The following is a 24,379-nucleotide window of genomic DNA, read 5'->3' as shown; positions in this document are numbered from 1 at the left end:
ATGGATTTTAATGTGATTCGATGTGCCAGAGCAATATTACATGTCAGAGATCTAGATGTCTCAAGAAAGTTTTATGTGGATGCACTTGGATTCATTGAAACAGAGTCCGATGATGAGCATATCTATCTTCGCGGATTGGAAGAACATAACCACCATAGCTTAGTTTTGAAAAAGGGAGATACCCCCGTTGTAGAAGCTTTAGGCTATAAGGTATCTTCCAATAGTGATTTAGAAGCACTTGCCCTTATGTTTGAAGAGGAGGGTTGTAGTACAAGATGGTTGGAAAAGGGAGAACAACATGCCCTTGGCCGTGCTTTACGAGTAAATGACCCTTCAGGTTTACCTTTAGAGTTTTTTGCTGAAATGGATACTGTAGAGAGACTTCTGCAGCGCTACGATTTATACAAGGGTTCTAGAATGCAACGAATCGATCATTTTAACTGCGCCGTGACCGATGTAGAAGCAGCATATGCCTTTTATAAGGAGAAACTCGGCTTTCAGTGCTCAGAATATACTGATACACCAGAAGGGAATATTTGGGCTGCATGGTTACATCGTAAACAAAATGTCCATGATGTTGCCTTCATGAATGGAAAGGGTCCAAGGCTACATCATATTGGATTTTGGTTACCAGATCAATTAGCACTGATTCATACATGTGATGTACTTGCTTCGATGGGATATGGAGAAGCATTAGAACGTGGACCAGGAAGACACGGACTATCCAACGCCTTTTTCCTTTATTTACGTGACCCAGATGGACACCGCATTGAATTATATAGTGGAGATTACCTAACAAGTGATCCTGACTTTAAACCAATTCGCTGGGATATTAATGATCCAATGCGCCAGACTTTCTGGGGCCACGAAGCGCCTGATAGATGGTTTACAGAAGCTTCGACTGTATTAAATGTGCATACAGGAAAAATAGTAGAGCCACAGGATGCAAAGCTCAAGCAGCATAAGCCTACCTTTGTGATATAGACGGAAGGTAAGTAGGTTCTAATAGCCATTTTACAGAAACTGTGCGGTAACCTAAGGATTTTGGATAGAGCATCATACCCGCTACGGAAATACACTCCGCTTTCCGCGGGCGGCTGGTGAGCCTCCTCAGAGCTAAAGCTCTTGCGGGGTCTCACCGATGCCTATCCTCCCGCAGGAGTCTCCGTGTATTTCCTTCGCTAGTATAGAGTGAAAAAGATGTTAGTATCAATATCTAAGACATGATTCAATTACTAACAATAATTAGAAAATCAAAACTAGCGTAGGCAGAATACGGAGACTCCTGCGGGAATAGCACGTGTCCGAAGACCCCGCAGAGGCGAACTTTCCTCGAGGAGGCTGAGGCCGGGCCCGCGGAAAGCGGAGTATTCAGCCGGAGCGGTAGTCTACCACTATTCTCTTTAATTATGCATGTAAGTAAAGTACAGTTGTTACGGCGCAGTTTCTATCTAGATTGCAGTAAAAGTCCAGAGAAGGACACACATAGACACTTCAATAAGTTAATAGTTCGAAATGCTCGTGTTAGAACCACTCTCCACAAGGAATAGTGGTTCAACACAAAATAGTGAAAAGGGGGTCAAATAATGGATGATCGTATGTTCCGTAACGCGATGGGGAAATTCGCAACTGGTGTTACGGTGGTTACGACCAAGTTAGGTGAAGAAATCCATGGCATGACCGCAAATGCTTTTATGTCTGTATCGTTAAATCCAAAATTGGTAGTAGTTTCGGTTGATCATAAAGCGACCATGAAGCGTTATATCTCTCACTCAGGTAAGTTTGCCATTAGCATCTTAAAGCAAGACCAGAAAGATTTATCTGCTTATTTTGCTGGCCAAATTAATGAGACTAGAAAGATTGACTTTCATTGGCTACAAGAGCTACCAACAATAAAAGAAGCCCTAGTTAATATGGTTTGTGAGTTACACGACGTAGTGGATGCAGGGGATCACACCCTTTTTATAGGAAAGGTAACAGATTTAGTTATCAGAGAAGGTGATCCACTAGCATTCTATGAGGGAAAGTATCGAGAATTGGAAAATAATGAACGGGTCAAATAATAGATTTTTATATGCTGATTGGGGGTAAGACCATGAAACAGCAATTAGATCAATCATCCGGGATGACAATGGATATTTTTGAAAAGATAAGTGGGCATGAACAGGTCGTATTTTGTAATGATCCTAGTACAGGCTTACAGGCAATAATTGCCATTCACAATACTACACTAGGCCCTGCACTTGGGGGTACAAGGATGTATCCATATGCTAGTTTAGATGATGCATTGGATGATGTCCTTCGACTATCAGAAGGGATGACTTATAAATGTGCCGCTGCCGACATTGATTTTGGTGGGGGAAAGGGTGTTATTATTGGTGATCCTAAAACAGATAAAAGCCCAGCCATGTTCCGAGCTTATGGACAATTTGTAGATTCTTTGAATGGTAGATTTTTCACTGGAACTGATATGGGGACAACAATGGACGATTTTGTGCAAGCATCCAGGGAAACCCCTTTTATTAATGGTATTCCTGTTGAGTTTGGTGGTGGCGGGGATTCCTCTGTTCCTACTGCACAAGGTGTTATTTATGGCTTGAAAGCAACTGCTCAATATCTTTTCGGTGATGAGACCTTGGCAGGTAAAACTTTTGCGATCCAAGGACTAGGGAAAGTCGGGTATAAAGTTGGCCAACAACTATTAGAAATGGGTGCTAACTTGGTTGTAACCGATATTAATAATGACGCAATAGCGGCCATTCAAACTCAAGCGGAGTCTCATCCAGGCAATGTAACAGTAGTAGAGAGTGAAGAAATCTACCATGCAGATGCCGATATTTTTATCCCATGTGCTATGGGAGGAATTCTTAACGACAATACAATTGATAAATTAAAAGTTAGAGCGGTTGTTGGTTCTGCAAATAACCAGCTAAAGACAGAACAGGATGCGAAATTACTGCATGAAAAGGGCATTCTATACGCACCTGATTATATTGTGAATTCTGGTGGGCTAATTCAGGTGGCAGATGAATTATATGGAGCAAATAAGGCTCGTGTTCTAATGAAGACGAAAGCAATCTATCAATCTATTTTGGAAGTGTATAAGCAATCAGAACTTGATGCGATTTCGACACTAGAAGCGGCTAACCGTAAGTGTCGCGAGCGTCTAGAAGAGCAGCGTGTACGTAATAACTTTTATCGAAGACAGAAGAGCCCTAAGTGGACATTTATAAATGAGGTGTAACCAATGGTTGAAGTAAAATTTCATGATATTGGGGAAGGCATGACAGAGGGCGAAGTAGTAAATTATTTCGTCAAGGTTGGGGATACCGTTAAAGTTGACCAACCACTTGTTGAAATGCAAACCGATAAAATGGTTGCGGAGATTCCTTCACCAACTTCCGGGACAGTTAAAAAAATTAATGTTGATGTGGGATCCACGATTACAATTGGATCGGTATTACTAGAAATCGACGATGGTAAGAATGGGACAGTATCGTCACCTAGTTCTGAACAGGAAGTATCGGCAGCCGTATTGATTCCAGAGAAGAAGGAAAAGAAGAATGTTGCACCAGAGGTCAAGACGCCCCCTAAGCGGATTATTGCTGCACCACATACAAGAAGAATTGCTCGAGAGAATGATGTTGATATTGAGCAAGTTATTGGTACTGGGTCTGCTGGAAGAGTGACAGATGAAGATATTTTTCGATTTGTCCGTGAAAGAGAAGGCAAGGCGGAGCCGAAAGTAGAAATAACAGTGGAACCAACTGTAAAAGAAGTAGAAGGATCGAACTTATCTTCAGATGATACGATTCCGTACACAGGCATTCGTAAGCAAATTGCAATGAAGATGACAGAATCTTTATCTACGATACCTCATGTAACACATTTTGATGAAGCGGATTTAACGAACTTACTAGAATTTAGGAAGGAATTAAAAGAATCTGGAGAAAATATCTCCGTTGTTGCCTTTTTCTTAAAAGCTTTAGTCTTAACTCTAAAAGAGTTTCCGGTATTTAATGCACGTTTAGATGAAGCGAATCAGGTTATTAGATTGTTAAAAGAGTATCATATTGGACTTGCAACTAATACGGATAAGGGGCTTCTTGTTCCTGTTCTTCGTGATGCCGATAAAAAGTCCTTAAAAGAATTACATGACGAGATGAAAGCTCTAACTAAAAAGGCTCAAGAACAGAAATTAGCTGTTTCTGAAATGAAGGATGGTACCTTTACGATTAGTAATGTTGGACCACTTGGTGGAACAGCTGCCACACCAATCATTAACCATCCACAAACAAGTATCATTGCATTCCATAAGACAAAAAGAAAACCTGTCGTGATGGAAAATGATGATATAGTTATTCGTTCAATCATGACAATGTCTCTATCCTTTGATCACCGGATTATTGATGGGGCAGATTCTGTTATGTTCACCAATCGATTTATAGAATTAATTGAACAACCGAAAAAACTCTTATTATATTTGCGCTAAAGAGAGGAATACGGGCAGCTAGTATCCGAAAGTGGTTCTACTGCCCGTTAACCTATGAATATAGTAAACGTATATTTATTGAAATAGGAGTGATGGCACTCATGGTTATTCATGCGAAAGCAAGATTTTCTTCCACGATAGGGCTTGAGGATATTGTTGTAGGACATTCTCATATTGAATGGAAAGGTGAGAAACTCACAGAGGATGCTTTTGACTGGCAATCTCCTGTCACAGGTACTATTTACGGTACTTTATTAAATTTAGGCGAGCAGGTAGATGCTTTAAGTGGTGAATTTAATCAAGCTCCATATAATAATCCACCTAATCGTCCAATACTATATATTAAACCGCGAAATACAATTAATACTCATCTTAAGGAAGTTGCCATACCTAAGGGGATTGAAGCGGTCGAAATCAATGCCACATTAGGCGTAATAATTGGCCATACAGCTACCAATGTGAAGGAAGAAAATGCATTAGAATATGTCCAAGGTTATACGATAGTTAATGATGTAACCATTCCACATGATAGTTATTATCGGCCTGCCATCAAACAAAAAGCACGAGACGGATTTTGTCCAATTGGTCCATGGATGGTTACGAAGGAGAATCTATCTAATCCCGATAGCTTGATGATTTGGACCTTTAAAAATGAAGAATTAATTCAAGTTACAAGTGTTAAAGATTTGGTTCGTTCCATTCCACGACTTATCCAGGATGTAACGGAATATATGACCTTATCACGAGGGGATGTCTTACTTGTAGGTGTGCCACATAATCCCCCGTTGGCAGTAGCCGGAGATACTATTCGAATTGAAATCGATGAAATCGGAAGTTTGGAAAACCGATTTGTCTATGAAGATGTTCAGGTTGCCGGGGGTGAGAAAGTATGAAACATGCTAGAATAGCTTGCCATGGTGCCATTCATGAAGCAACAGAAGTAAATAGTAGAATTAAGCTTTCAGATGGTAGATTTGTAAATGAAAAGGAAGTAGTATGGCTACCACCGGTAGAGCCGGGAACTATTTTCGCATTAGGTTTAAATTATGCAGATCATGCAAGTGAAATCAGTTTTAAAGCCCCAGATGAACCACTTGTATTCTTGAAAGGACCCAATACATTAATAGGTCATAATGGAGAGACACGTAGACCTAAAGATGTTGACATGATGCATTATGAGTGTGAACTTGCCGTAGTAATTGGAAAGAAAGCACGAAATGTAAAACGTGAGGATGCCTATGACTTTGTTTCCGGTTATACGGTAGCAAATGACTATGCAATTCGTGATTATCTTGAAAACTATTATCGACCAAATTTAGCAGTTAAAAACCGTGATACATTAACTCCAATAGGCCCTTGGTTTGTTGATAAGGTAGATATCAGTGATCCGATGAACTTGAAACTTTATACCTATGTGAATGGAGAATTAAAGCAAGAGGGATCCACGAAGGATATGGTATTTGATATTCCTTTTCTTATAGAGTATTTAAGTAGTTTTATGACCCTAAATGAAAATGACATCATTTTGACAGGTACTCCTAAAGGTACAGTAAATGTTGTAGAAGGTGATGAAGTTGTCGTAGGGATTGAAGGAATTGGTGAGTTAAGAAATACGATTGTTGGCGATACCGTGTTTGCAAGATAAGAGGTGAATTAAAATGCCACATATTACGGTAGAATATACGGATAACCTTCGAGATGATAGTAATATAAAGGGATTATTAAAGAAAATAAATGAAGTGTTAATTGCAGAGGGATTTCCAGTTGGAGGAATTCGCTCCCGTGCAATTGAGCTGAAAGACTATGTCATTGCTGATGGAACTGGTGATGATGCATTTGTGCATGTAACCCTAAAAATAGGGAGTGGACGGTCAGAAGTAGTAAAGAAAACTGCATGTGACCGATTATTTGAAGTGGTAGAAAACCATTTTGAAGAGCACTTCACCAATCGTTATTTAGCATTATCCATGGAACTTTATGAATTCATGCACCCGACGTATAAAAAGAATAATATTCATCGACGATATCGTTAGCATAAAGGACCTGAAATCTTTAATAGATTTTGGGTTTTATTTTGTAATTTAGTTGTTAACTTTATAGAAATGTAATGAATCTCATATTCAAGTGATTTCCATCACAGAAGAATCTCTCCTATAACAGTACAATGAAATCAAGCTTACAATACTAGGAGGGATTTTAGTGAAATTTACTACAGAACATACACCTGCAAATATCGTAAAGGTTTATCCAAAGTCTAGTGACATATTTAAAAAATACAGAATTGACTTCTGTTGTGGTGGTAATCAACCATTGAAGGAAAGCTTTGTTGAAAAGGATTTGGATGAATCCATCGTAATAGAAGAATTGAATACATCCTATGAACAGTGGAATCAAGAAGACCATAATATTGTTGATTGGGATGCAAAATCATTATCTGAGCTAATTGACCATATTAGACACACTTATCATGCACCACTTATGGAGGAACTGCCTGCTCTAGGTCAGTTTGTGACAAAGGTATACTCTAGACACGGTGGTACTCATCCAGAATTGAAAGAATTATATCAAATCTACAATGATTTTAAAGTGGAGATGGAAGAGCATACTATTAAAGAGGAAAATGAAGTCTTTCCATTAATAAAGGAATATGAAGTGAATCCTAGTGTGGAACTACTGGAAAGGATTCGTATAGCAAATGGTGGACTTGAAGATGATCATAATGAAGTTGGAAATATGTTGAAAGAAATGAGAAGAATCACTGGTGACTTCATTCCACCGGTAGATGCTTGCGGTTCTTATCGTATCACATATGCAAGACTTGCGGAATTAGAAGAGGATACATTCCAACATATTCATTTAGAAAATAATATTCTATTTGCAAAGTTATAAGATAATTGAGGGGTACTGACCATAGAAATCGTAAAGTCAATCCGCCTCAACTATACGAAACCCGGAATCTCTGAGAAGATTTCGGGTTACTTTTTATATTAGATTAAATACACCTAATGCAATTAATAAAACAGGGGGCAAAAAGTTCATTCGCTCTAATCGTTTATTTCGAGATAGCACAATACCAACCTTAATCCCATAATGAACAAATGCACCACTCATAACAGCAATTAAAAGTGGGGTATATATTGGCGAATAACCTAAGATTGCTGCTCCAATTCCTGCCCCAAAAGCATCTAATGCTAAGGCGGTACCTAACAATATTGCTTCTCCAATCGAAATAGTACCTGAGCGGTCTAGGTCTGCTTTGTCTGGTGTCGTAATGACAGTTCGCAGGCTTTGAAAATTAGGTGAGGAGGGGTGTTCTTTTTCATCTGTTCTTTTTATTTGACTACGAATGGTGTTAATGAGGGAAAAAATCCCAATAAAGATTAGGATCGATCCTCCAATTACTTTTGCAAAACTAACTGATAAAAATGCATGCATCATTGTACCAACCATCATGGAAACGAGAACAACAATTCCTGAACAAACCATGATTACAGCTAGAGCGCTTTTCGGTACAAGGATTTTTCGCATTCCATAAGAGACTCCAACACCAAATCCATCCAAACTTACCGCAATTACTAGGAAGAATAGCCCAGTGAAAAATAGCATAGCACCATATCCTTTACTTGTTCTAGGGTATTCTATGGGATTTGAGAAAGTTATGTGCTTTGCCAATTTTTTCTGTTAAGGAGTATTGCAGAAAGTTCAACAAGTATCTTAGTTGTAACTATTGGAATATCCATTAACAAAATCCTGTTCTTGTCCGTAAGCTTTTGGTATGGTTGGAATAGGAAGATTCGCTTTGTACGAAAAATGTGGAGGAAAAGAAATGTTAAAAAGAGTGCTTACTGCAATCATATCAACTTTATTATTTGGAACACTAATGGGATTCATAAATTACATGACGTCTACAAGTGGTAGTTTTTGGGAAACCATGTTCTTTTTTGCAATTTATGCTGCACCTGTTTACTTAATAGGTGGTATACCAATTTCATACCTAATTGACAAACTAATGAAAAGAATGAACTTTTCATCTCAACTAGCTAGCCACTACACAAGATATGGCCTTTATATATTAGTAGGTATTCTAATTGCGGTGGTTTACAAAGCAATTCTATCCATAGCAGAGGATGGAGTTCAGTTTCTTTCACAAGATCTTATTACATATATTGTGGGGGGAATCCTTGCTTCACTAATCTTTTATTATGTATCTCTAATTATGAATAAAAAAGAAACTAGATAAACTATGTTATAGTTAGAGGATAGATTTTTTAGTAGTAGGAACGTATAGCAATCCTTTCCTGCTAGCATAAGAAGGACGAACACATACGTCAGTGATAAGCGAATGTGAGCTTCTCTAAGAAAGGAAATACAAATATGAGTAAAACACTAGTATTAGCAGAAAAACCATCCGTCGGTCGTGATATTGCAAGGGTGCTTAATTGTACTAAAAAAGGAAACGGCTATCTGGAAGGTTCTACCTATATTGTCACCTGGGCACTGGGTCATTTAGTAACTTTAGCAGACCCAGAAACTTATGATGAGAAGTATAAAACATGGAATTTAGAAGACTTACCAATGCTTCCTTCAGACCTTAAGTTAGTGGTCATGAAGAAAACAGGGAAGCAATTTAGTGCTGTGAAAACACAGATGAATCGTAAAGATGTTGGCGAAATTGTAATCGCAACAGATGCTGGTCGTGAAGGTGAACTTGTTGCAAGATGGATTATTGAAAAAGCACGAGTACAAAAACCAGTAAAAAGACTTTGGATTTCATCCGTTACAGATAAAGCAATTCGTGACGGCTTTAAACAATTAAAGCCTGGTAAAAACTACGAAAACTTGTATGCCTCAGCTGTTGCACGTTCAGAAGCCGATTGGTATGTAGGGCTTAATGCTACAAGGGCACTAACAACTAAATTTAATGCACAATTATCCAGTGGCCGTGTTCAAACACCAACCTTAGGGATGGTGGCCGCAAGAGAACAAGAAATAAAGAACTTTAAACCTCAGGAATATTTCGGACTTAAAGCAAAAACTAAAAATGGAATTACATTTACTTGGCAAGATAACAAAAACAATACACGCATATTCTCAAAGGAAAAAGCAGAGTCTTTACTTGGGAAATTAAAAAGTCAGCCTCTTATCGTGAATAAAATTGATACCGTAGCAAAGAAGAAATTTGCTCCACAGTTGTATGACTTAACTGAGTTACAAAGGGACGCAAACCGGATATTTGGCTTTTCAGGGAAACAAACCCTATCCATCATGCAAAAGCTTTATGAACGACATAAGGTGTTAACTTATCCAAGAACAGATTCTCGAGTTATTTCAACCGATATCGTGCCAACCTTAAAGGATCGTTTGAAAGCTTGCGGTGTGGACCAATATGCTCGTTTTGCACAAACAATCCTTAATAAAGGTATTGGTAAACTACCAAAATCGGTAGTAGATAATGCGAAGGTTAGTGACCACCATGCTATTATCCCTACTGAAGAGTCCGTTATTTTGGAAGACTTAGATGATAAAGAGAGAAGAATTTATGATTTGGTTGTTAAGCGTTTCTTATCTGTCTTAATGGATCCTTATGAATATGAACAGACTACCATTCACGCTGCAATTAGCTCTGAGGCATTTACTGCTAAAGGAAAAGTTGTAAAGAAACAAGGATGGAAGGCTATTTATGATCGTCATTTTGATGAAGAAGAGACTGATGACCAACGTTTACCTGTCATCAAACAAGGGGAAGAGTTCACCCCGGTTACTGTTTCCTTAACTAAAGGAGAAACAAAACCACCAGAACGCCTAACAGAGGGTGCATTACTTCAAGCAATGGAGAATCCAACTAGGTACATGAATCCAGATGAAAAGCATTTGGCAGGCACCCTACAGAAGTCGGGTGGTATTGGAACGGTAGCAACCCGCGCGGACATCATTGATAAGCTTTTCAATGGTGGATATATGGAGCTTAAAGGGAAACATATTTTCATTACATCTAAAGGAAAACAGTTATTAGATTTAGCTCCAGAAGATTTACGTTCCCCTGCACTAACTGCGGAATGGGAACAAAAATTAGGCCTTATTGCAGAAGGTAAACTAAATAAGAATAAATTCATCTCGGAAATTAAAGACTATACGAAAACGATTATCCAGGAAATTAAAAGTAAGGATAGTAAGTTTAAGCATGATAACATGACTGGTACAAAGTGTCCAGATTGTGGGAAGCTCATGCTTGAAATCAATAATAAACATGGTCGGATGCTAGTTTGTCAGGACCGTTCTTGTGGTCATAAGAAAAATATAGCAAGAAAGACCAATGCTCGCTGTCCGAATTGTCACAAACGATTAGAGCTACGTGGTGAAGGAGAAGGACAAATGTTTACGTGCTCTTGTGGACATCGCGAAAAGTTGTCTACTTTCAATAAACGAAAAGAGCAAGAGAAAAAGGGAAAAGTTTCGAAAAAAGATGTGAATAAGTACCTGAAGAAGCAAGATGATGGATTTACCAATAATGCATTGGCTGAAGCACTTGCTAAGTTAAAGAATAAGTAATCAGAACACCCCCCTTTGAGTGTATGGACATTCTCAGGAGGGGTTTATTTTGTTCTGTGTCAAAATACTTTTTGATTGTTAAAGTATAAAGATATGGTGGGAATGTTAATACCTTATTTTATTATGGTAATATCAATAAAGTATTAAATGCCTGTCTGGACAAATAGCTAAATTTAAATAAAAATATTAGAATAAATTAAGTTATACGTATTTATTTATCCTTTTATAAAGAAATTGGATTATTCATATTACGTTAAGATTTATGCTTATGGTTATGAGCAATGTTCAAAGAAGAGCCAAAAGGGTATGGTTCCCTATCTTTTATCAGAGGTGATGAAGCGATTGTTAGAATAAGCAAGAATATTGTTCTTCAGTTTCGAAATTATTTAACCACAGACTCCCACCTAAACGGCTAACCATCAGAGTATTTCATTAATAAGGAACAAAACAAAACAAAATTAACTATAATTGGTAATTACAAAGATGAAAGTTCCGATGAGTTGGATAACTATATTAGTAAATTAAAAACACAAGCCAGGGTGGAAAAGATTTTTCATTCTTATCAGGTATACGAAAATATAAAAAGATAATTAAAATATGGGGGGAAGAAAGTTATCAATTATTTATTATTTGATAGAATAATTAATGCAGTTTCAGACTGCGAAAAATAAATAGAATGTTAATTAAATATACGATTAAAAATAATCCCGAGTTTTTGTGAGGTTGCATTCCAGGTAACCACGGACATTGAAGTAAGTATAACTAGGTATTAAAGGGAGTAACCTTCTTGATATGTATTCAGTTTTCATGGAAAAATTATCCAAAACAGTAAATGTAGTTGTGATAACCCCTATAGAGTTTCGCACTACATTTTTTGTTATTAACTTCATTAACCATTATAGTGGATAATCTCTCTTCTTGACTATTAATTAATTTTGTTTGGATCGTAAAAAGGTTGACAAATCAGTTGAGCATTGGAGGAAAACAGGAAAGTTTTTATGGCTTTATTAGTACTTTTTACCCTTTAGTTTCCCAAGTTCTTGCAATGATATTTTTGGTACAATTACTATGCTAGATATTTTTTAATTGGTTAAATGTTAAGAACACTAGTTATAGAATACTAGAACCAATTAAAACCTAAAGAGGAAAGGAGAGATGAAATAATCTAAACGGACATGACTAAAACTAACGACTTGGGACTAAATTATATTAAAAGGGGATTAGAGGACGATGAAAAAAATCAGGACACTATCTGTAATTATAATTACAATGATTCTTACAATTACGTCATTTTCAAATGTTACTGCAGCAACAAACGTTATATCCGATAAAAATGATGGGGTGACCATATATTACAATAATGATGACCCAGAATCACTTACCGATAGCTCATATGAAGAGCCAAAGGAGAGAAAATTCGTAACTGAAGAATTTGCTAAATCTCAACAAAGTAATGAAATAGGTATTCAAAATGATTATGGCGTACGTGAATATTCTACTGTAAAGAAAACGGAATATCATACAAAAATTACAACACCCACAGGGCAAAATCCAGGTGGTATGAAATTTAGTACTGGCGGTGGGTTTTATGTTAATCTAGATGGAGGGTACAATACAAGCTTTACCCTAGGCTCAAGTTGGGGACCTATTGATTACAGTGTTAGTGTAGGATATGCTAAAACGTATAATATTGGTGGTGTTTTAGTTCTAGCTCCTAGCACAAAGTATTATTATAAAGCTATGATTGACAGGACTATAAGATTACGTCATGTTTTAGTTGATCGCTATCAATATGGTTCATATAAATATTCTTACTGGACTACTTGGAAAGATGTTTATAGAGAGCGTGCATATGCACAAAGGGTTAACTAGTTTATATACTAAATAATTAACATTATAGAGGTACAGAAAGAAAAATTATTCTGGACCTCTATAATTATTTATTGGATTTTATCGTATAATTATAGAAGAACTTATTATAAATTGTAAAACAATTACTTGATTTTAGCCGGAAAGAGTTGATTCCTTGGCTATTTAATCTCTTTTTTTAGAAGTAATGTTTGTGCAGCTTAGTCCATATATAGAGGAGGTAAATTATGAAGAAGATATTTATTACCTTAACTTTGATAGTTGGTTTACTTTTGGGAGGATGTACATCTAACGCAGAACCTACTTTAGAGGGTACTTACCAGAGTGAACTACAAGGAATAAATTATGTTATTCAAATGATTTTTCAACCAGAAGATAACAGCTTTGTTGAATATATTAATAATAGGGAAGTCGATAAGGGAACCTATGAAAAAATAAATAATGTGTATAAGATAAAAAGTGAACTGCAAGATTTTGAAATCACATTAGATTCAAACAACTCTTTTGATATAATAATTGATAAAATTAATGACGGAAAACCAATTAAACTAGATAATATAGATGATACTCCTATATATAATTCAACGAAATTTGATGACATAGAAAAATATAAAGAGTTATTAAATAAAAATTGATAAAAATCGGTCATTAATTGTGCGATGTCGAATCCTAATTATGAATATTTATACCAACCTCCTTTTCAGCCATCTAACTGTGAACATCCTGTGAAGCAGTTTACTTGAATCAATAGAAGATGTATCATTAAAATGGAAGTGTACCTTGAATACATTAGGGAGGGTTAATATAGATGGCTTTCGTAATTTTAGACCCATGCAGACAAGAAAAAGCAGCTGAATGTGTCAGTGTCTGCCCGGTTGACTGTATAGAAGAAGGTCCAGATCAATTCTACATAGATCCAGATATTTGCATTGACTGTGGAGCTTGTAAAGCAGCATGCCCAGTTGCAGCGATTGAGGAAGAATATGATTTGACACCAGAACAAGAAATTTTCTTAGAAAAAGCAGAAGCATTTTTTGCTGATCGTTAATAAATATAGTAGAAAATCCCGTTAGCCAATTGCTAACGGGATTTTTTATGTATGATGTAGAATTCCCTGTGTGTTATTCCGGAGTATTAGAATGAAGATAATTTAATTAAGTACTCTCAGGGATGATAATAGAAAATAAATAATACTATTCTTCTTCAATAGCTACTGCTAGTTTACTAGCAATCCAACGCTTTGCCGTTGCTTCATCAACCTCGTATACTTTTCCAGCACGAAATAGCTCTCCATGGTAGGCAGTTTGAACATTCATTTTTACTTTAATCATCATAGTTAAAAACTCCTTCCTTACTCTATTATAACGAAAAATAGTAGTTATTTCTAATAGTTTTTTGATAATAGTCTCTTTTATGAAAATAGGCTACGTAAAACGTCACCCCTTACCGGTTGAAAGTTAAGCCATTTTGATTAGGAGAATAGATTTCTACAAGTGCTTACTCTTACATACTAATGTAGGTATAGTATGCAAACCCTGAGAAGTTTGCCCCTACATAAAACGGAATTCTCAGGCGCGCTCTGGAACCGTACACTAAAAGTAAGCCTAACAACTTGATTTTTTGGGAGGAATAAAAATGGAAGAGGTAAAACAATTATTTCAAGAAATTGATTTGGCATTGAAAGAGGATCCACAAAAAGCAAAAGGTGTTCATGCTGTTTATCAATTTAATTTTCATCATGATAATACCCATACATTTCAACTTGTATTAAAAGGTGACAATAGCTATGCAGCTGAAGGAGTGCAAGAAAAACCTGACTGTACGCTTGTCATGGTAAAAGAAGACTTCCTATCCATGGCAAGAGTAGATCTGAATGGAACAAAAGCTTTTATGAGTGGCCGCTTGAAAATTAAAGGTAATATGGGGCTTGCATTGAAATTACAAGAAATCCTCGCATCTTATAATACAACGAAAAATTAGGGGGAGATTAGCTCCCTCTTTTTGAAGGGGTGATAAATAGTGATATCATTTCAACCTACAAATGATGAAACTGCATTTGTTGAAGTTGCTAGAGATTTTGCTAAGGAAAGAATTCGAAAGCTGGCTAGGCAGTCTGAAATAGAACGTAAAGTACATGATGATTTGGTTGAAGAAGCAAAGGAATTGGGGTTTTTATCTCTAGAATTACCGGAAGAATGGGGTGGGTTAGAATTACCATTACTGACACAAGTACAGCTTATGAAGGCCTTAAGCAAGGGTGATCTAGGAATTGTTCAAGGTTTAACCAGTCCAGGAGATGCAGCAACAGTATTTCGATTACTTCCAAATCATGCGGATTTACAAGCAACAAAAGAAAGAGTTGTATCAGAAGCAAATTATCCCGTGGCATTAGTAGATTTAACAGATTCTAGAGAACCATTTCGTAAGTCCATCTCGGTTCGAAAAGATGGAAAATACTATGTCATAAATGGAGAAACAGAACCAGTACGTTTCGCACAATTTGCGGAGATAGTAGTTGTATTTGCTAGAGTCGAGGAAGGTGAACCTATCGTACTTCTACTTCATGACCAAGAATGGGAAGTGGCTGAAGGAGACTATCGTTTAGGACTCCTAGCATCTGGGTTAGGAAAGCTAAAGTTTGAAAATATTGTAGCGGGTAAAGTCCTGGCAATTGGGGTAGAAGCAGCAAGTCTCATAGAAAAGGTACAAACTCGCAACTATATTCTGCAAGCTGCCAAACAAAATGGTCTAATGGAAGCAGCACTTGATTATGCAACACAGTATACAGCAGAACGTAAGGCATTTGGACAGGAAATTGCCAAGTTTCAAGGGGTATCCTTTAAGATTGCCAAGATGGTGATGGAAACTCGAATTGTAAATCACTTAACATGGGATGCAGCAATCAAAGCTGATGAAAATTCTAAGGCTGCATTTGGTTTAGCTTTAAGCGCGTTACACCGTGCACATAAGGGAGTTCGTTTTGTAACAGATGCAGCGGTACAGCTTCTAGGTGGTCATGGATTTGTTCAAGAATTCCCAGTGGAAAAGTGGATGCGTGATGCACAGGCACAAGTTTCGCTTTATGGTCGCGAACGTAATTTGTTAATAAAACGTGGTGAGGAATTATGGAAAGATGAAGGGTGGGTGACAGTAGAATGATTTCATTTAAACTGTCCGAACAACAAATGCAAATCAAAGAAATGACCCATTGGTTCGCAGAAAAAGAAATCCGACCCATTGCCTTAGTGGCCGATGAACTTGGCAAAGTTCCAGATGAATGGTTACACCAAGTGAATCAAATGGGGATTCAATTAAATACATCTTCTTTTGGTGGAGGAAAAGGATCATCCAAAGGGAAGAAGAAGCGTGAGCGAGAAGGAAATCGGATGGGTGTTCTAGCAACAGAAGAAATGGCTTGGGGGGATCCTGCAATCACGCTCTCACTACCCGGAGCAGGACTCGGCGGTCCACCAATAGAAAGTAGTGGAACACCAGAACAAAAAGAACGATTTCTATCCATATTTACTACGGATATACCGCGTTGGGGAGCATATGCGTTAACAGAGCCTGAAGCTGGTTCCGATGCGTCGGGTGTCCGTACGACGGCCAAAAAAGTTGAGGGTGGCTATATTCTAAACGGGCAAAAAATATTTATTACAAATGGTGGCCGTGCTTCATGGGTAGTAGTATTTGCAACGGTTGATGCAAAGCTTGGTCGCGCGGGACAAAGAGCTTTTGTGGTGGAAAAAGGAACACCAGGGTTTAGTTGTACAAAGTTAGTTAAGAAAATGGGCTTAAGAGCAAATGAAACGGCAGAGTTATTATTAGAGGATTGTTTCGTACCTACGGAGAATTTGCTAGGTGGAGAGGAACTTTATGAAACAAGTGGAACCAAGCCATCTGGGTTTCAGGTTGCCATGAAGACCTTTGATTCTACTCGTCCAATTGTAGCTTCGATGGCTATTGGTATCGCTAGAGCAGCTTATGAATATACGTTAGATATCGTAAGAAGAGAATATCCAAGTCATGGGAAGTTCTATTATTTGGCATCTGAGATATTAGCCGAAGCAGAGCAGGATATTCAGGCAGCAAGACTTCTTACTTGGGAAGCTGCATGGATGGCTGACCTTGGAATCGCCAATGCAAAGGAAGCAGCAATGTGTAAAGCATATGCAGGACAAATGGCGCTAGATGTGTGTTCTAAAGCTCTTGAATTATTGGGACCTACCGGACTGGAAGGACACCTAGTAGAAAAGCTTTATCGTGATGTGAAGGTATTTGATATTTTTGAGGGCACGAATGAAATACAGCATTTAGTTATTGCACGTAGACAATATGCACCATACGATATTCGAGTGTAATGGGGGAGGAGGTAGACGTTGGCTTATCAACTGATTGAGATTGAACGACGAGATAAAGGTGTGACATGGATTCAAATAGATAATCCACCAGCAAATGCTATCGGCAAAGAATTGATGCAGGAGCTAGAGGAGGCTGTGGAAGAATTAACGCACGATAGCAAAACAAGGGTTGTTGTCGTCGCTTCTAAGAACTCTAAGATTTTCTTAGCGGGGGCTGATCTTAAGGGGATGATTTCCGGTAGTAGTGATCTGGTAGAAGATTCTATCGCTGATAATTTTATAGAAAAAGAGAGTGCTAGAATGCAAAGCTGTTTCCAAAAGTTTCAAAACATGCCGAAGCCCGTTATTGCTGCAATTAATGGATATGCCCTAGGTGGAGGCTGTGAACTAGCATTAGCCTGTGATTTTCGCTTAATGGGCGGTGGGAAAATTGGATTGACGGAAGTTTCTCTTGGGTTAATTCCAGGTGCAGGAGGAACGCAAAGAATGACACAAATTCTTGGCAGGGCCAAGGCAATGGAGATGATTTTTCTAGCCAAAAAAATAGAGGCAAAGGAAGCGGAAAAAATTGGTTTAATTCACCGCGCTATAGACCGAGATAATTTTGAGGAGGAAGTGACATCTTTTTCAGAGAAGCTAGCAATAGGAGCAGTCAAAGCTATGGGATTGGCAAAAAAGGCTATCAATGCAACCGATAAGAGTTTGTCTGAAGGCTTAAAAGTGGAAGCCAGAGCTTTTGCAGAAACCTTTTCTTCTGATGAACCAAGTATTGGCCTAGCTGCTTTTTTTCTAAAGCAAAAAGCAAATTTCCTAGAAGGTTAATAGATTAGGAGGGATGATATTGTCTTGGAATGATTTGTTAAAAGGGAAAGTAGCTGTTGTAACAGGTGCCTCAAGAGGCTTGGGACGTGCTGATGCACTGGCATTAGCAGCATCTGGAGCAGATGTTGTGATAACAGATATTTTAATAGAATCAGACGAAACCAATGAGAAAGAAGCCGAAAAGTATGGTCCAATAGCACAAATTATGCAAAGCACGAATGTGATGTATGCGGACAAAACGGCGAAAGAAATTGAAAATATGGGCCGGAGATCGTTCGCAATGAAAATGGATGTAACTGATCGTAACCAAGTAAAACAAGTATTTGCAAAGGTGAAAGAAGAGTTTGGTCGGATTGATATATTGATTAATAATGCCGGTACATTGGATCACGTCTCACAAATTGAAGATCAAAATGATGATTACTGGGAACGGGATCTGAATGTGAATTTAACAGGAGCATATAACTGCACAAAGGCAGTTTGGCCGTATATGAAGGAACAAGGATATGGAAAAATCATTAATATGGCTTCTGTAGCTGGTACCCTTGGTGGGTTTGGTCAAGCAAGTTATTCCACAACAAAGTCAGGATTATTAGGATTTACGAAAAGTATGGCGCTAGAAGGTGCTCGGTTTGGGATAAATGTAAATGCAATTATTCCAGGTATTATCGGGACAGAGGCTTTTCATTTTGGCAACCCGAAGATGAATGAGCGGATGATTAAAAGAACTGCTTTTAAACGACCAGGTGAACCAGAAGATATAGCCAATGCGATTACGTTCTTAGTTTCCGATAAAGCGAAATATATTACTGGAGTTGGACTAAATGTTTCAGGTGGTATTGAATTATTTACGTTTTAACATGGAGGTGTTCATATGCATGAAGTAGTGATTGTGGATGCGATTCGGACTGCTGTAGGGAAGAAAAATGGATCTTTATCAAGTGTTCATCCAGTTGATTTACTAGCACCTGTTCTTACATCACTGATTGACCGTAACAAGTTAGACCCTTCTATGGTGGAAGATGTAGCATGTGGTTGTGTCACTATGACAGAAGAGCAAGGTGGGAATATCGGTCGAATGGCGGTCCTTGCTGCTGGATTTCCAGTTGATGTCCCTGCCTATTCGATTAATCGCATGTGTGGCTCGAGCCAGCAGGCTGTACATAATGCAGCGCAAGCAATTCTTGCAGGGGATGCCGACATTGCCATTGCCTGTGGTGTAGAAAATATGAGTCAAGTACCGATGGGGAGTGACTTAGGTGCATTTAGTAATATGTTAATTGAACAGTACAATATCGTCCCTCAGGGGTTTTCTGCAGAAATGATAGCTTCCCAGTGGGGAATTTCTCGAGAGGAACTGGATGAATTCTCGCTTGAAAGCCACCAAAAGGCTGCAAATGCAAGGGAGAAAGGGTTATTTGATCGAGAGATTTTACCAATCAAGCTTAGGAATGGTGAGGTGTTTTCAAGAGATGAAGGCATTCGAACAAACACATCAATGGAAAAGCTTTCCGGACTAATTCCATCGTTTAACCCGGATGGTGGTGTTGTTACAGCAGGTAATTCAAGTCAGATTAGTGATGGTGCAGCGGGGTTATTACTTATGTCTCGTGAGAAAGCGGAAGAGCTAGGCTTTAGCCCAAGGGCGAGAATCGTAGCAAGAACAGTCGTTGGGGTTGACCCGGTTATGATGCTCACCGGTGTTATCCCAGCAACCAAGCAAGTACTTGAAAAGGCAGGATTAACGTTTGAACAAATGGATGTGATTGAAATTAACGAGGCATTTGCTTCTGTAGTGAAGGCTTGGGAGAAGGAACTAAAGCCAGATATGTCGAAAGTGAATAGTAGAGGAGGAGCAATTGCACTCGGCCACCCATTAGGTGCTAGTGGAGCAAGAATTATGACCACATTGCTCCATACACTGGAGGATACGAACGGAAGATATGGACTTCAAGTTATGTGTATAGGATTTGGAATGGCGACTGCCACGATTATTGAAAAAATGTGATTAGGAGGATGCTAAATGGAATTTGTAAAGCCAAAAACAGAGGATGTGTTCCAAATGATTGATGCGGCATTACATTATGATCCTGCTGCTTTGAAAGGAAAGGAGGGCGTTTATCAATTTAATTTAACAGGTGATGATGGTGGAACATTCCAAATGATTATTGATCCCAGGGAGGCAAGAGCGATAAAAGGGGAAGAGAAAACCCCTAGTGTTGTACTGACCATGAAGGCGGATGATTTTAAAGATTTGGTTGCAGGTTCACTAAACCCTACAGCAGCATTTATGAGTGGCAAACTGAAAATTAAAGGAAATATGGGGCTTGCCTTAAAACTACAAACAGTTCTTAATTCGTTTTCTTTTTAATATATGTTTCTTAAAGGGGTATCGCTTATAAGACGATAAAAGGAGGTTTTTAGATGAAGCCTAATAATCTAGTAGAAATGCTTTATAGGACTGTCATGAAATATGGTGAGAAAGATGCCTATATGTGGAAAGTGAACGGCATCTACCAGCATATGACCTATGGTGTCTTTTGGGAAAAGATACACTATGCTGCCTCAGCCTTTAAGGCTCTTGGAATCAACCCAGGCGATAAAGTTGCAATTCTGTCCAATAGTAATCCAATGTGGGGGATAACAGACTTTGCATTAGCAAGTATAGGGGCAGTAAGTGTCCCTGTCTACCCAACCTTGCCATTTGATCAGGTTGCCTATGTATTAGAGAATTCAGATGCACGAGCAATTATAGTCGAAAATGAGGTACAGAGGCAAAAGGTTATTACAGGTGGTACAAAGCTTGATTATATCATTACCATCTACCCAGAAGAAGAGTTTTCATCAGGCGGAGAATTATCTTATGAAAACTTTGAAAGAATCGGTAAGGAAAGTCTACTTACCAATTGGGAGGATATATGGCGTGAGATTGATAGGGAACAGCTAGTAACCATTATTTATACATCTGGAACAACAGGGAACCCCAAAGGAACAATGCTAACACATGGGAACTTTTTATCGAATGTGGAAACAGTTAAGTTCTGGTTTATCGAGTTGCGTCCAGAAGACCTTGCTTTATCCTATTTGCCTTTGTCCCATGTTTTTGAACGAATGGCAGGGCATTACACATTGTTATCGATAGGAACAACCATTGCTTATGCAGAGAGTATTGAAACTATCCAGGATAATTTAGTCGAAATAAAACCAACCATTATGACGAGTGTGCCACGCCTATTTGAAAAGGTATATGCAAGAGTAATGGATGAAATCAATGGTGGACCACCATTAAAAAAGAAAATCTTCCATTGGGCTGTTGAAGTAGGAAACGAACGATATGAACGCTATTTAGATTCCACTGTTCAAGATTTAGTTCTTGGAGATGCCATGCCGAAAAGTTTCACGAGGAAATGGAATCTAGCAAATCGACTCGTTTATAAGAAAGTAAAAGAAAAACTAGGTGGTAGATTACGGGGCCTTGTTTCTGGTGGAGGCACATTAAACCCGGATATTGCTAGATTTTTCTGGTCTCTAGATATGCCGATTTTAGAAGGGTATGGATTGACAGAAACTTCACCTGTAATCACGTTAAATCCAATGGCACGTTCTAAAGTAGGTACGGTTGGAAAGGTACTTCCTAATTTAGAGGTAAAACTTCTAGATGATGGGGAAGTACTTGTAAAAGGACCAAGTGTTATGAAAGGCTACTATAAAAATGAAAAAGCCACAACCGAAACCTTTATAGATGATTGGTTTAAAACCGGTGATATCGGAGAATGGACAGATGACGGCTATTTAAAAATAATTGATCGTAAGAAACGTATCCTAGTACTATCCACTGGTAAGAATGTCGCACCACAACCAATTGAAAACGCTATCAATGAAAGTCCGTATATTGCGCAATCATTAGTTGTGGGGGATAACCGAAAATTTATCATGTGTCTGATCAACCCAGATTATGATAATTTACTTCCATGGGCGAAGAAAAATGGCGTACGTACAGATTCGGCTGAGGAAATCACCAGTTACAAGGTTGTGAAAGAGTTTTTAGAGCAGGAAGTAAAGGACAGAACCGAAAAATTTGCAAATTTTGAGCAACCAAAAAAGATACTAATCATTAGTGAACCATGGACAGTTGATAGTGGAGAATTAACACCTAAGTTATCACTTCGGATTAATGTGATCATGGAGAAGTATCAGGACTTGATTGAGGAGTCCTATCGAGAGGGGGAGGTTGGGAATAGGGAAGTGGTTGGTCAGAAGTAGGCCTTTGTAGGGGGGAGTATGCACCTTGTACTCTGAAGCATGTGCTTGAATTCTAGTAAAATGCGCCCGAACCCAGTGACGTTGCGCCCAAGTATGAGTATAATGTGCCCGAACTGGAGCGTTATGCGCCCAAGCGTGAGGAGCATGTGCCCGAACCCAGGGAAGATGTACCCAAGTATGAGTATAATGTGCCCGAACTGGAGCGTCATGCGCCCAAGCATGAGGAGCATGTGCCCTAATCCAGTGACGATGTGCCCGAACCCAGGGACGTTGAGCCCAAGTATGAGTATAATGTACCCGAACTGGAGCGTCATGCGCCCAAGCGTGAGGAGCATGTTCCCGAACCCAGTGACGTTGCGCCCAAGTAAGAGTAAAATGCTCCCGAACTGGAGCATCATGCGCCCAAATGTGAGGAGCATATGCCCAAAACCCAGCACCATACACCCAAATCCAAAACAAATACCCAAATACACAAATACACAAATAAAATAAGGAGCCCTCAAGCTCCTTATTTTATTCAATCAACCCTTCACGTAATGCTCTAGCAACTGCTTCTGTTCGATTTCTTGCATCCATCTTTTGCATGATAGCAGATACATAGTCGCGCACGGTGTATTCACTTAAGTTTAAGAAGCTAGCGGCTTCGGTGGTAGAGTATCCTTCTGCCATTAATTGAAGTACTTCTATTTCTCGTGGTGTAAGATTGATGTCAGATTGGGGTCTTGTGTCCTGTTCTGATGAAAATTTTGCTAGTATTTCTCCGGCGCTTTGACCGAATTTGATAAGTGCAGAGAAGATTTCCTGTCCGACTTTAAAGTGTTTTCCTGGGCCTTGATCAAGAATCGCGGCACCCAATAGTTTATTGTTAGAGCTTAGAAAGATAGGGGCGATGATGACGGTTTGTAAATTAAATTGTTTAATATATTCATTTGGGAAACCGACCTTTGCATCTGCAATATAGATTGGTTGGACGTAATCTAAACTTTTTCCAAATAACTCCAAGATTTGTAGATTGTTTTGGATGATTGGGAGATTACTAATATCCTCGGTTATGTTCTGGATCGCTTGGTTATCTAGGTGATGACCAAAGAGACCAAATCCCATTTGCTTATCGACCGAATAAGAAAATAAAGCACAGCGCTCAAAAGGTAGATAATTCACAAATCCAGCAGAGATATTTTCAACGGCTTCATGATGATTTTGTGATCGCATGATGGTTTCATTAAACATAATCACAGAGTCTTTCCATTGTTGGTCCTGTTTCGTTACATGAAAGGATTCTTTTCCATTTTGGAAGACCTGAAGTGCATAAGAAACAAATGGAACAACATGGGTACTGTCTTCTTTTTGAACACAAATTAAGATGGTAATGTCTTCGTATGGAACTGGGAATACGGTATATTTTCGTTTTTCCTCTGGGGACATTTGATTTAATAATCGTTCAGATAATCCATAAATTGTGCTTTCCTTCACATCATCATTACCATGTAATAAATCTTGGCTCATATGATTAAACCATTTTTCAACTAGAAAATAATGATTCCGTTTTAGAACGATGGCAGTCCAAATGATCGGTAATTGATTAGATGCAACAAGGTTTTGAAGGAAGGAATCAATGGCAAAATATTGCTGATATGGTTGAGCTAGGACGTCTTCACTAAGTTTGATAAAGACATATTGAATAGCCTGATGATCTTTATGGGAGAAAGCATTATTTTGTTGAATTACTTTATGTACTGCATTTTCAAGCAATGTGATGATAAATTTGTTTGTTTGAAGAGATAGAGTTAACGCATTTCTGTTAGTGGTATGAAATAATCGATCAGAGAAGTATTGAATGGTGTCTTCTATATTTTTAGGTGAACGATTTCTGTTCAGGTTAAGACGAGCAGTAACCGTATTCCATTCCTCCAAGATCTCCTCCTTATGACTTTGAATAATGTTGAGTCCATTTTGGAATATGGTATTCATTTGTTCATTTAATGTATATGTCATGGAATTCACTCCTTTCACAATCAATTTT

At 38.3% G+C, this 24,379-nt stretch carries 25 protein-coding genes; 21 read left to right on the top strand and 4 right to left on the bottom strand.

The genetic code is table 11. From position 1 onward, the window contains the following. The 8 genes from hpaD (at position 1) to ric (ending at position 7,381) form a co-directional block, all read left to right on the top strand. Positions 1-984 carry a 3,4-dihydroxyphenylacetate 2,3-dioxygenase gene (gene hpaD, locus BN999_RS18635; protein WP_096273989.1) on the top strand — a complete coding sequence of 328 codons (984 nt, stop codon included), beginning with the start codon at positions 1-3 and terminating at the stop codon, positions 982-984. A 602-nt stretch (positions 985-1,586) separates the two neighbouring features. Continuing rightward, positions 1,587-2,063 (top strand): flavin reductase family protein, encoded by a 477-nt coding sequence (locus BN999_RS18630; RefSeq protein ID WP_096273987.1) that lies wholly within the window; start codon positions 1,587-1,589, stop codon positions 2,061-2,063. A 32-nt stretch (positions 2,064-2,095) separates the two neighbouring features. After that, positions 2,096-3,244, top strand: a complete 1,149-nt coding sequence (locus BN999_RS18625) for a Leu/Phe/Val dehydrogenase (RefSeq protein WP_096273985.1) — start codon at positions 2,096-2,098, stop codon at positions 3,242-3,244. Positions 3,245-3,247: 3 nt separating this feature from the next. After that, on the top strand, positions 3,248-4,492 hold the full coding sequence (locus tag BN999_RS18620; RefSeq protein WP_096273983.1) for a dihydrolipoamide acetyltransferase family protein: 1,245 nt from the start codon (positions 3,248-3,250) through the stop codon (positions 4,490-4,492). Positions 4,493-4,593: 101 nt separating this feature from the next. After that, positions 4,594-5,385, top strand: a complete 792-nt coding sequence (locus BN999_RS18615; RefSeq protein ID WP_096273981.1) for a fumarylacetoacetate hydrolase family protein — start codon at positions 4,594-4,596, stop codon at positions 5,383-5,385. After that, a complete protein-coding gene (locus BN999_RS18610) occupies positions 5,382-6,137 on the top strand; it encodes a fumarylacetoacetate hydrolase family protein (protein WP_096273979.1) in 756 nt (251 codons plus the stop codon). Before BN999_RS18615 ends, BN999_RS18610 begins: the two co-directional genes overlap by 4 nt. A 13-nt stretch (positions 6,138-6,150) precedes the next feature. Then, positions 6,151-6,525, top strand: a complete 375-nt coding sequence (locus tag BN999_RS18605) for a 5-carboxymethyl-2-hydroxymuconate Delta-isomerase (RefSeq protein WP_096273977.1) — start codon at positions 6,151-6,153, stop codon at positions 6,523-6,525. A 166-nt stretch (positions 6,526-6,691) separates the two neighbouring features. Further along, complete coding sequence (ric, locus tag BN999_RS18600; RefSeq protein WP_255247528.1) at positions 6,692-7,381, top strand: iron-sulfur cluster repair di-iron protein; 690 nt, start codon at positions 6,692-6,694, stop codon at positions 7,379-7,381. 93 nt (positions 7,382-7,474) lie between these two features. On the opposite strand, the gene ytaF is transcribed toward ric, so the two are convergent. Next, entirely contained in the window at positions 7,475-8,098 is a 624-nt protein-coding gene (gene ytaF, locus BN999_RS18595; RefSeq protein WP_096273973.1) for a sporulation membrane protein YtaF, read from the bottom strand. A gap of 220 nt (positions 8,099-8,318) precedes the next feature. On the opposite strand from ytaF, the gene BN999_RS18590 reads away from it, so the two are divergent. The 5 genes from BN999_RS18590 to BN999_RS18570 all read left to right on the top strand — a co-directional run bounded on the left by BN999_RS18590 (position 8,319) and on the right by BN999_RS18570 (position 13,958). Beyond that, entirely contained in the window at positions 8,319-8,732 is a 414-nt protein-coding gene (locus BN999_RS18590; RefSeq protein ID WP_096273971.1) for a hypothetical protein, read from the top strand. A 134-nt stretch (positions 8,733-8,866) separates the two neighbouring features. After that, positions 8,867-11,041 carry a DNA topoisomerase III gene (locus BN999_RS18585; protein ID WP_096273969.1) on the top strand — a complete coding sequence of 725 codons (2,175 nt, stop codon included), beginning with the start codon at positions 8,867-8,869 and terminating at the stop codon, positions 11,039-11,041. A gap of 1,230 nt (positions 11,042-12,271) precedes the next feature. Then, complete coding sequence (locus BN999_RS18580; RefSeq protein ID WP_096273967.1) at positions 12,272-12,913, top strand: hypothetical protein; 642 nt, start codon at positions 12,272-12,274, stop codon at positions 12,911-12,913. A 224-nt stretch (positions 12,914-13,137) separates the two neighbouring features. Then, positions 13,138-13,545 carry a hypothetical protein gene (locus tag BN999_RS18575; protein ID WP_096273965.1) on the top strand — a complete coding sequence of 136 codons (408 nt, stop codon included), beginning with the start codon at positions 13,138-13,140 and terminating at the stop codon, positions 13,543-13,545. Positions 13,546-13,718: 173 nt separating this feature from the next. Next, complete coding sequence (locus BN999_RS18570; RefSeq protein WP_096273963.1) at positions 13,719-13,958, top strand: DUF362 domain-containing protein; 240 nt, start codon at positions 13,719-13,721, stop codon at positions 13,956-13,958. Between the two features lie 145 nt (positions 13,959-14,103). Here BN999_RS18570 and BN999_RS20815 read toward each other — a convergent pair whose 3' ends face one another. Then, complete coding sequence (locus BN999_RS20815; protein WP_176482032.1) at positions 14,104-14,244, bottom strand: hypothetical protein; 141 nt, start codon at positions 14,242-14,244, stop codon at positions 14,104-14,106. A 301-nt stretch (positions 14,245-14,545) separates the two neighbouring features. Between BN999_RS20815 and BN999_RS18565 the strand changes: the two genes are divergently transcribed. The 8 genes from BN999_RS18565 to BN999_RS18530 are packed head-to-tail and all read left to right on the top strand — an operon-like array spanning position 14,546 to position 22,356. Continuing rightward, positions 14,546-14,890 (top strand): SCP2 sterol-binding domain-containing protein, encoded by a 345-nt coding sequence (locus BN999_RS18565; RefSeq protein ID WP_096273961.1) that lies wholly within the window; start codon positions 14,546-14,548, stop codon positions 14,888-14,890. A gap of 39 nt (positions 14,891-14,929) precedes the next feature. Beyond that, positions 14,930-16,069, top strand: a complete 1,140-nt coding sequence (locus tag BN999_RS18560; RefSeq protein WP_096273959.1) for an acyl-CoA dehydrogenase family protein — start codon at positions 14,930-14,932, stop codon at positions 16,067-16,069. After that, on the top strand, positions 16,066-17,271 hold the full coding sequence (locus BN999_RS18555; protein ID WP_096273957.1) for an acyl-CoA dehydrogenase family protein: 1,206 nt from the start codon (positions 16,066-16,068) through the stop codon (positions 17,269-17,271). The genes BN999_RS18560 and BN999_RS18555 overlap by 4 nt, the downstream gene beginning before the upstream one ends. An 18-nt stretch (positions 17,272-17,289) precedes the next feature. Next, positions 17,290-18,093 (top strand): enoyl-CoA hydratase/isomerase family protein, encoded by an 804-nt coding sequence (locus tag BN999_RS18550; protein WP_096273955.1) that lies wholly within the window; start codon positions 17,290-17,292, stop codon positions 18,091-18,093. Between the two features lie 16 nt (positions 18,094-18,109). Continuing rightward, positions 18,110-18,952 (top strand): SDR family NAD(P)-dependent oxidoreductase, encoded by an 843-nt coding sequence (locus tag BN999_RS18545; RefSeq protein ID WP_096274423.1) that lies wholly within the window; start codon positions 18,110-18,112, stop codon positions 18,950-18,952. 15 nt (positions 18,953-18,967) lie between these two features. Then, a complete protein-coding gene (locus BN999_RS18540; RefSeq protein ID WP_096273953.1) occupies positions 18,968-20,101 on the top strand; it encodes a thiolase family protein in 1,134 nt (377 codons plus the stop codon). A 15-nt stretch (positions 20,102-20,116) separates the two neighbouring features. After that, positions 20,117-20,464, top strand: coding sequence for an SCP2 sterol-binding domain-containing protein (locus tag BN999_RS18535; protein ID WP_096273951.1), 348 nt, complete (start codon positions 20,117-20,119; stop codon positions 20,462-20,464). A gap of 53 nt (positions 20,465-20,517) precedes the next feature. Then, on the top strand, positions 20,518-22,356 hold the full coding sequence (locus BN999_RS18530) for an AMP-dependent synthetase/ligase (RefSeq protein ID WP_096273949.1): 1,839 nt from the start codon (positions 20,518-20,520) through the stop codon (positions 22,354-22,356). Here BN999_RS18530 and BN999_RS18525 read toward each other — a convergent pair. Next, positions 22,347-22,796, bottom strand: coding sequence for a hypothetical protein (locus BN999_RS18525; RefSeq protein ID WP_141249094.1), 450 nt, complete (start codon positions 22,794-22,796; stop codon positions 22,347-22,349). The genes BN999_RS18530 and BN999_RS18525 overlap by 10 nt on opposite strands. A gap of 73 nt (positions 22,797-22,869) precedes the next feature. Further along, complete coding sequence (locus tag BN999_RS18520) at positions 22,870-24,351, bottom strand: response regulator transcription factor (RefSeq protein WP_096273945.1); 1,482 nt, start codon at positions 24,349-24,351, stop codon at positions 22,870-22,872. Positions 24,352-24,379: the final 28 nt, after the last annotated feature.

Origin of the sequence: Paucisalibacillus globulus, from assembly GCF_900184735.1 — a bacterium.
In the GTDB taxonomy this organism is placed as follows: domain Bacteria; phylum Bacillota; class Bacilli; order Bacillales; family Amphibacillaceae; genus Ornithinibacillus; species Ornithinibacillus globulus_B.
Note: the sequence above shows the minus strand (reverse complement) of the source record. Positions and strands in the feature narration are given on the sequence as shown.

What these genes read in the sequence shown, in the direction of transcription:
- BN999_RS18570 (WP_096273963.1), top strand. Translation starts at nt 13,719, where the DNA reads ATGGCTTTCGTAATTTTAGACCCATGCAGACAAGAAAAAGCAGCTGAA.
- BN999_RS18555 (WP_096273957.1), top strand. Translation starts at nt 16,066, where the DNA reads ATGATTTCATTTAAACTGTCCGAACAACAAATGCAAATCAAAGAAATG.
- hpaD (WP_096273989.1), top strand. Translation starts at nt 1, where the DNA reads ATGGATTTTAATGTGATTCGATGTGCCAGAGCAATATTACATGTCAGA.
- BN999_RS18540 (WP_096273953.1), top strand. Translation starts at nt 18,968, where the DNA reads ATGCATGAAGTAGTGATTGTGGATGCGATTCGGACTGCTGTAGGGAAG.
- BN999_RS18525 (WP_141249094.1), bottom strand. Translation starts at nt 22,796, where the DNA reads ATGGTGCTGGGTTTTGGGCATATGCTCCTCACATTTGGGCGCATGATG.
- BN999_RS20815 (WP_176482032.1), bottom strand. Translation starts at nt 14,244, where the DNA reads ATGATGATTAAAGTAAAAATGAATGTTCAAACTGCCTACCATGGAGAG.
- ytaF (WP_096273973.1), bottom strand. Translation starts at nt 8,098, where the DNA reads ATGCTATTTTTCACTGGGCTATTCTTCCTAGTAATTGCGGTAAGTTTG.
- BN999_RS18580 (WP_096273967.1), top strand. Translation starts at nt 12,272, where the DNA reads ATGAAAAAAATCAGGACACTATCTGTAATTATAATTACAATGATTCTT.
- BN999_RS18610 (WP_096273979.1), top strand. Translation starts at nt 5,382, where the DNA reads ATGAAACATGCTAGAATAGCTTGCCATGGTGCCATTCATGAAGCAACA.
- BN999_RS18520 (WP_096273945.1), bottom strand. Translation starts at nt 24,351, where the DNA reads ATGACATATACATTAAATGAACAAATGAATACCATATTCCAAAATGGA.
- BN999_RS18575 (WP_096273965.1), top strand. Translation starts at nt 13,138, where the DNA reads ATGAAGAAGATATTTATTACCTTAACTTTGATAGTTGGTTTACTTTTG.
- BN999_RS18615 (WP_096273981.1), top strand. Translation starts at nt 4,594, where the DNA reads ATGGTTATTCATGCGAAAGCAAGATTTTCTTCCACGATAGGGCTTGAG.
- BN999_RS18620 (WP_096273983.1), top strand. Translation starts at nt 3,248, where the DNA reads ATGGTTGAAGTAAAATTTCATGATATTGGGGAAGGCATGACAGAGGGC.
- BN999_RS18590 (WP_096273971.1), top strand. Translation starts at nt 8,319, where the DNA reads ATGTTAAAAAGAGTGCTTACTGCAATCATATCAACTTTATTATTTGGA.
- BN999_RS18585 (WP_096273969.1), top strand. Translation starts at nt 8,867, where the DNA reads ATGAGTAAAACACTAGTATTAGCAGAAAAACCATCCGTCGGTCGTGAT.
- BN999_RS18605 (WP_096273977.1), top strand. Translation starts at nt 6,151, where the DNA reads ATGCCACATATTACGGTAGAATATACGGATAACCTTCGAGATGATAGT.
- BN999_RS18565 (WP_096273961.1), top strand. Translation starts at nt 14,546, where the DNA reads ATGGAAGAGGTAAAACAATTATTTCAAGAAATTGATTTGGCATTGAAA.
- BN999_RS18530 (WP_096273949.1), top strand. Translation starts at nt 20,518, where the DNA reads ATGAAGCCTAATAATCTAGTAGAAATGCTTTATAGGACTGTCATGAAA.
- BN999_RS18535 (WP_096273951.1), top strand. Translation starts at nt 20,117, where the DNA reads ATGGAATTTGTAAAGCCAAAAACAGAGGATGTGTTCCAAATGATTGAT.
- BN999_RS18630 (WP_096273987.1), top strand. Translation starts at nt 1,587, where the DNA reads ATGGATGATCGTATGTTCCGTAACGCGATGGGGAAATTCGCAACTGGT.
- BN999_RS18625 (WP_096273985.1), top strand. Translation starts at nt 2,096, where the DNA reads ATGAAACAGCAATTAGATCAATCATCCGGGATGACAATGGATATTTTT.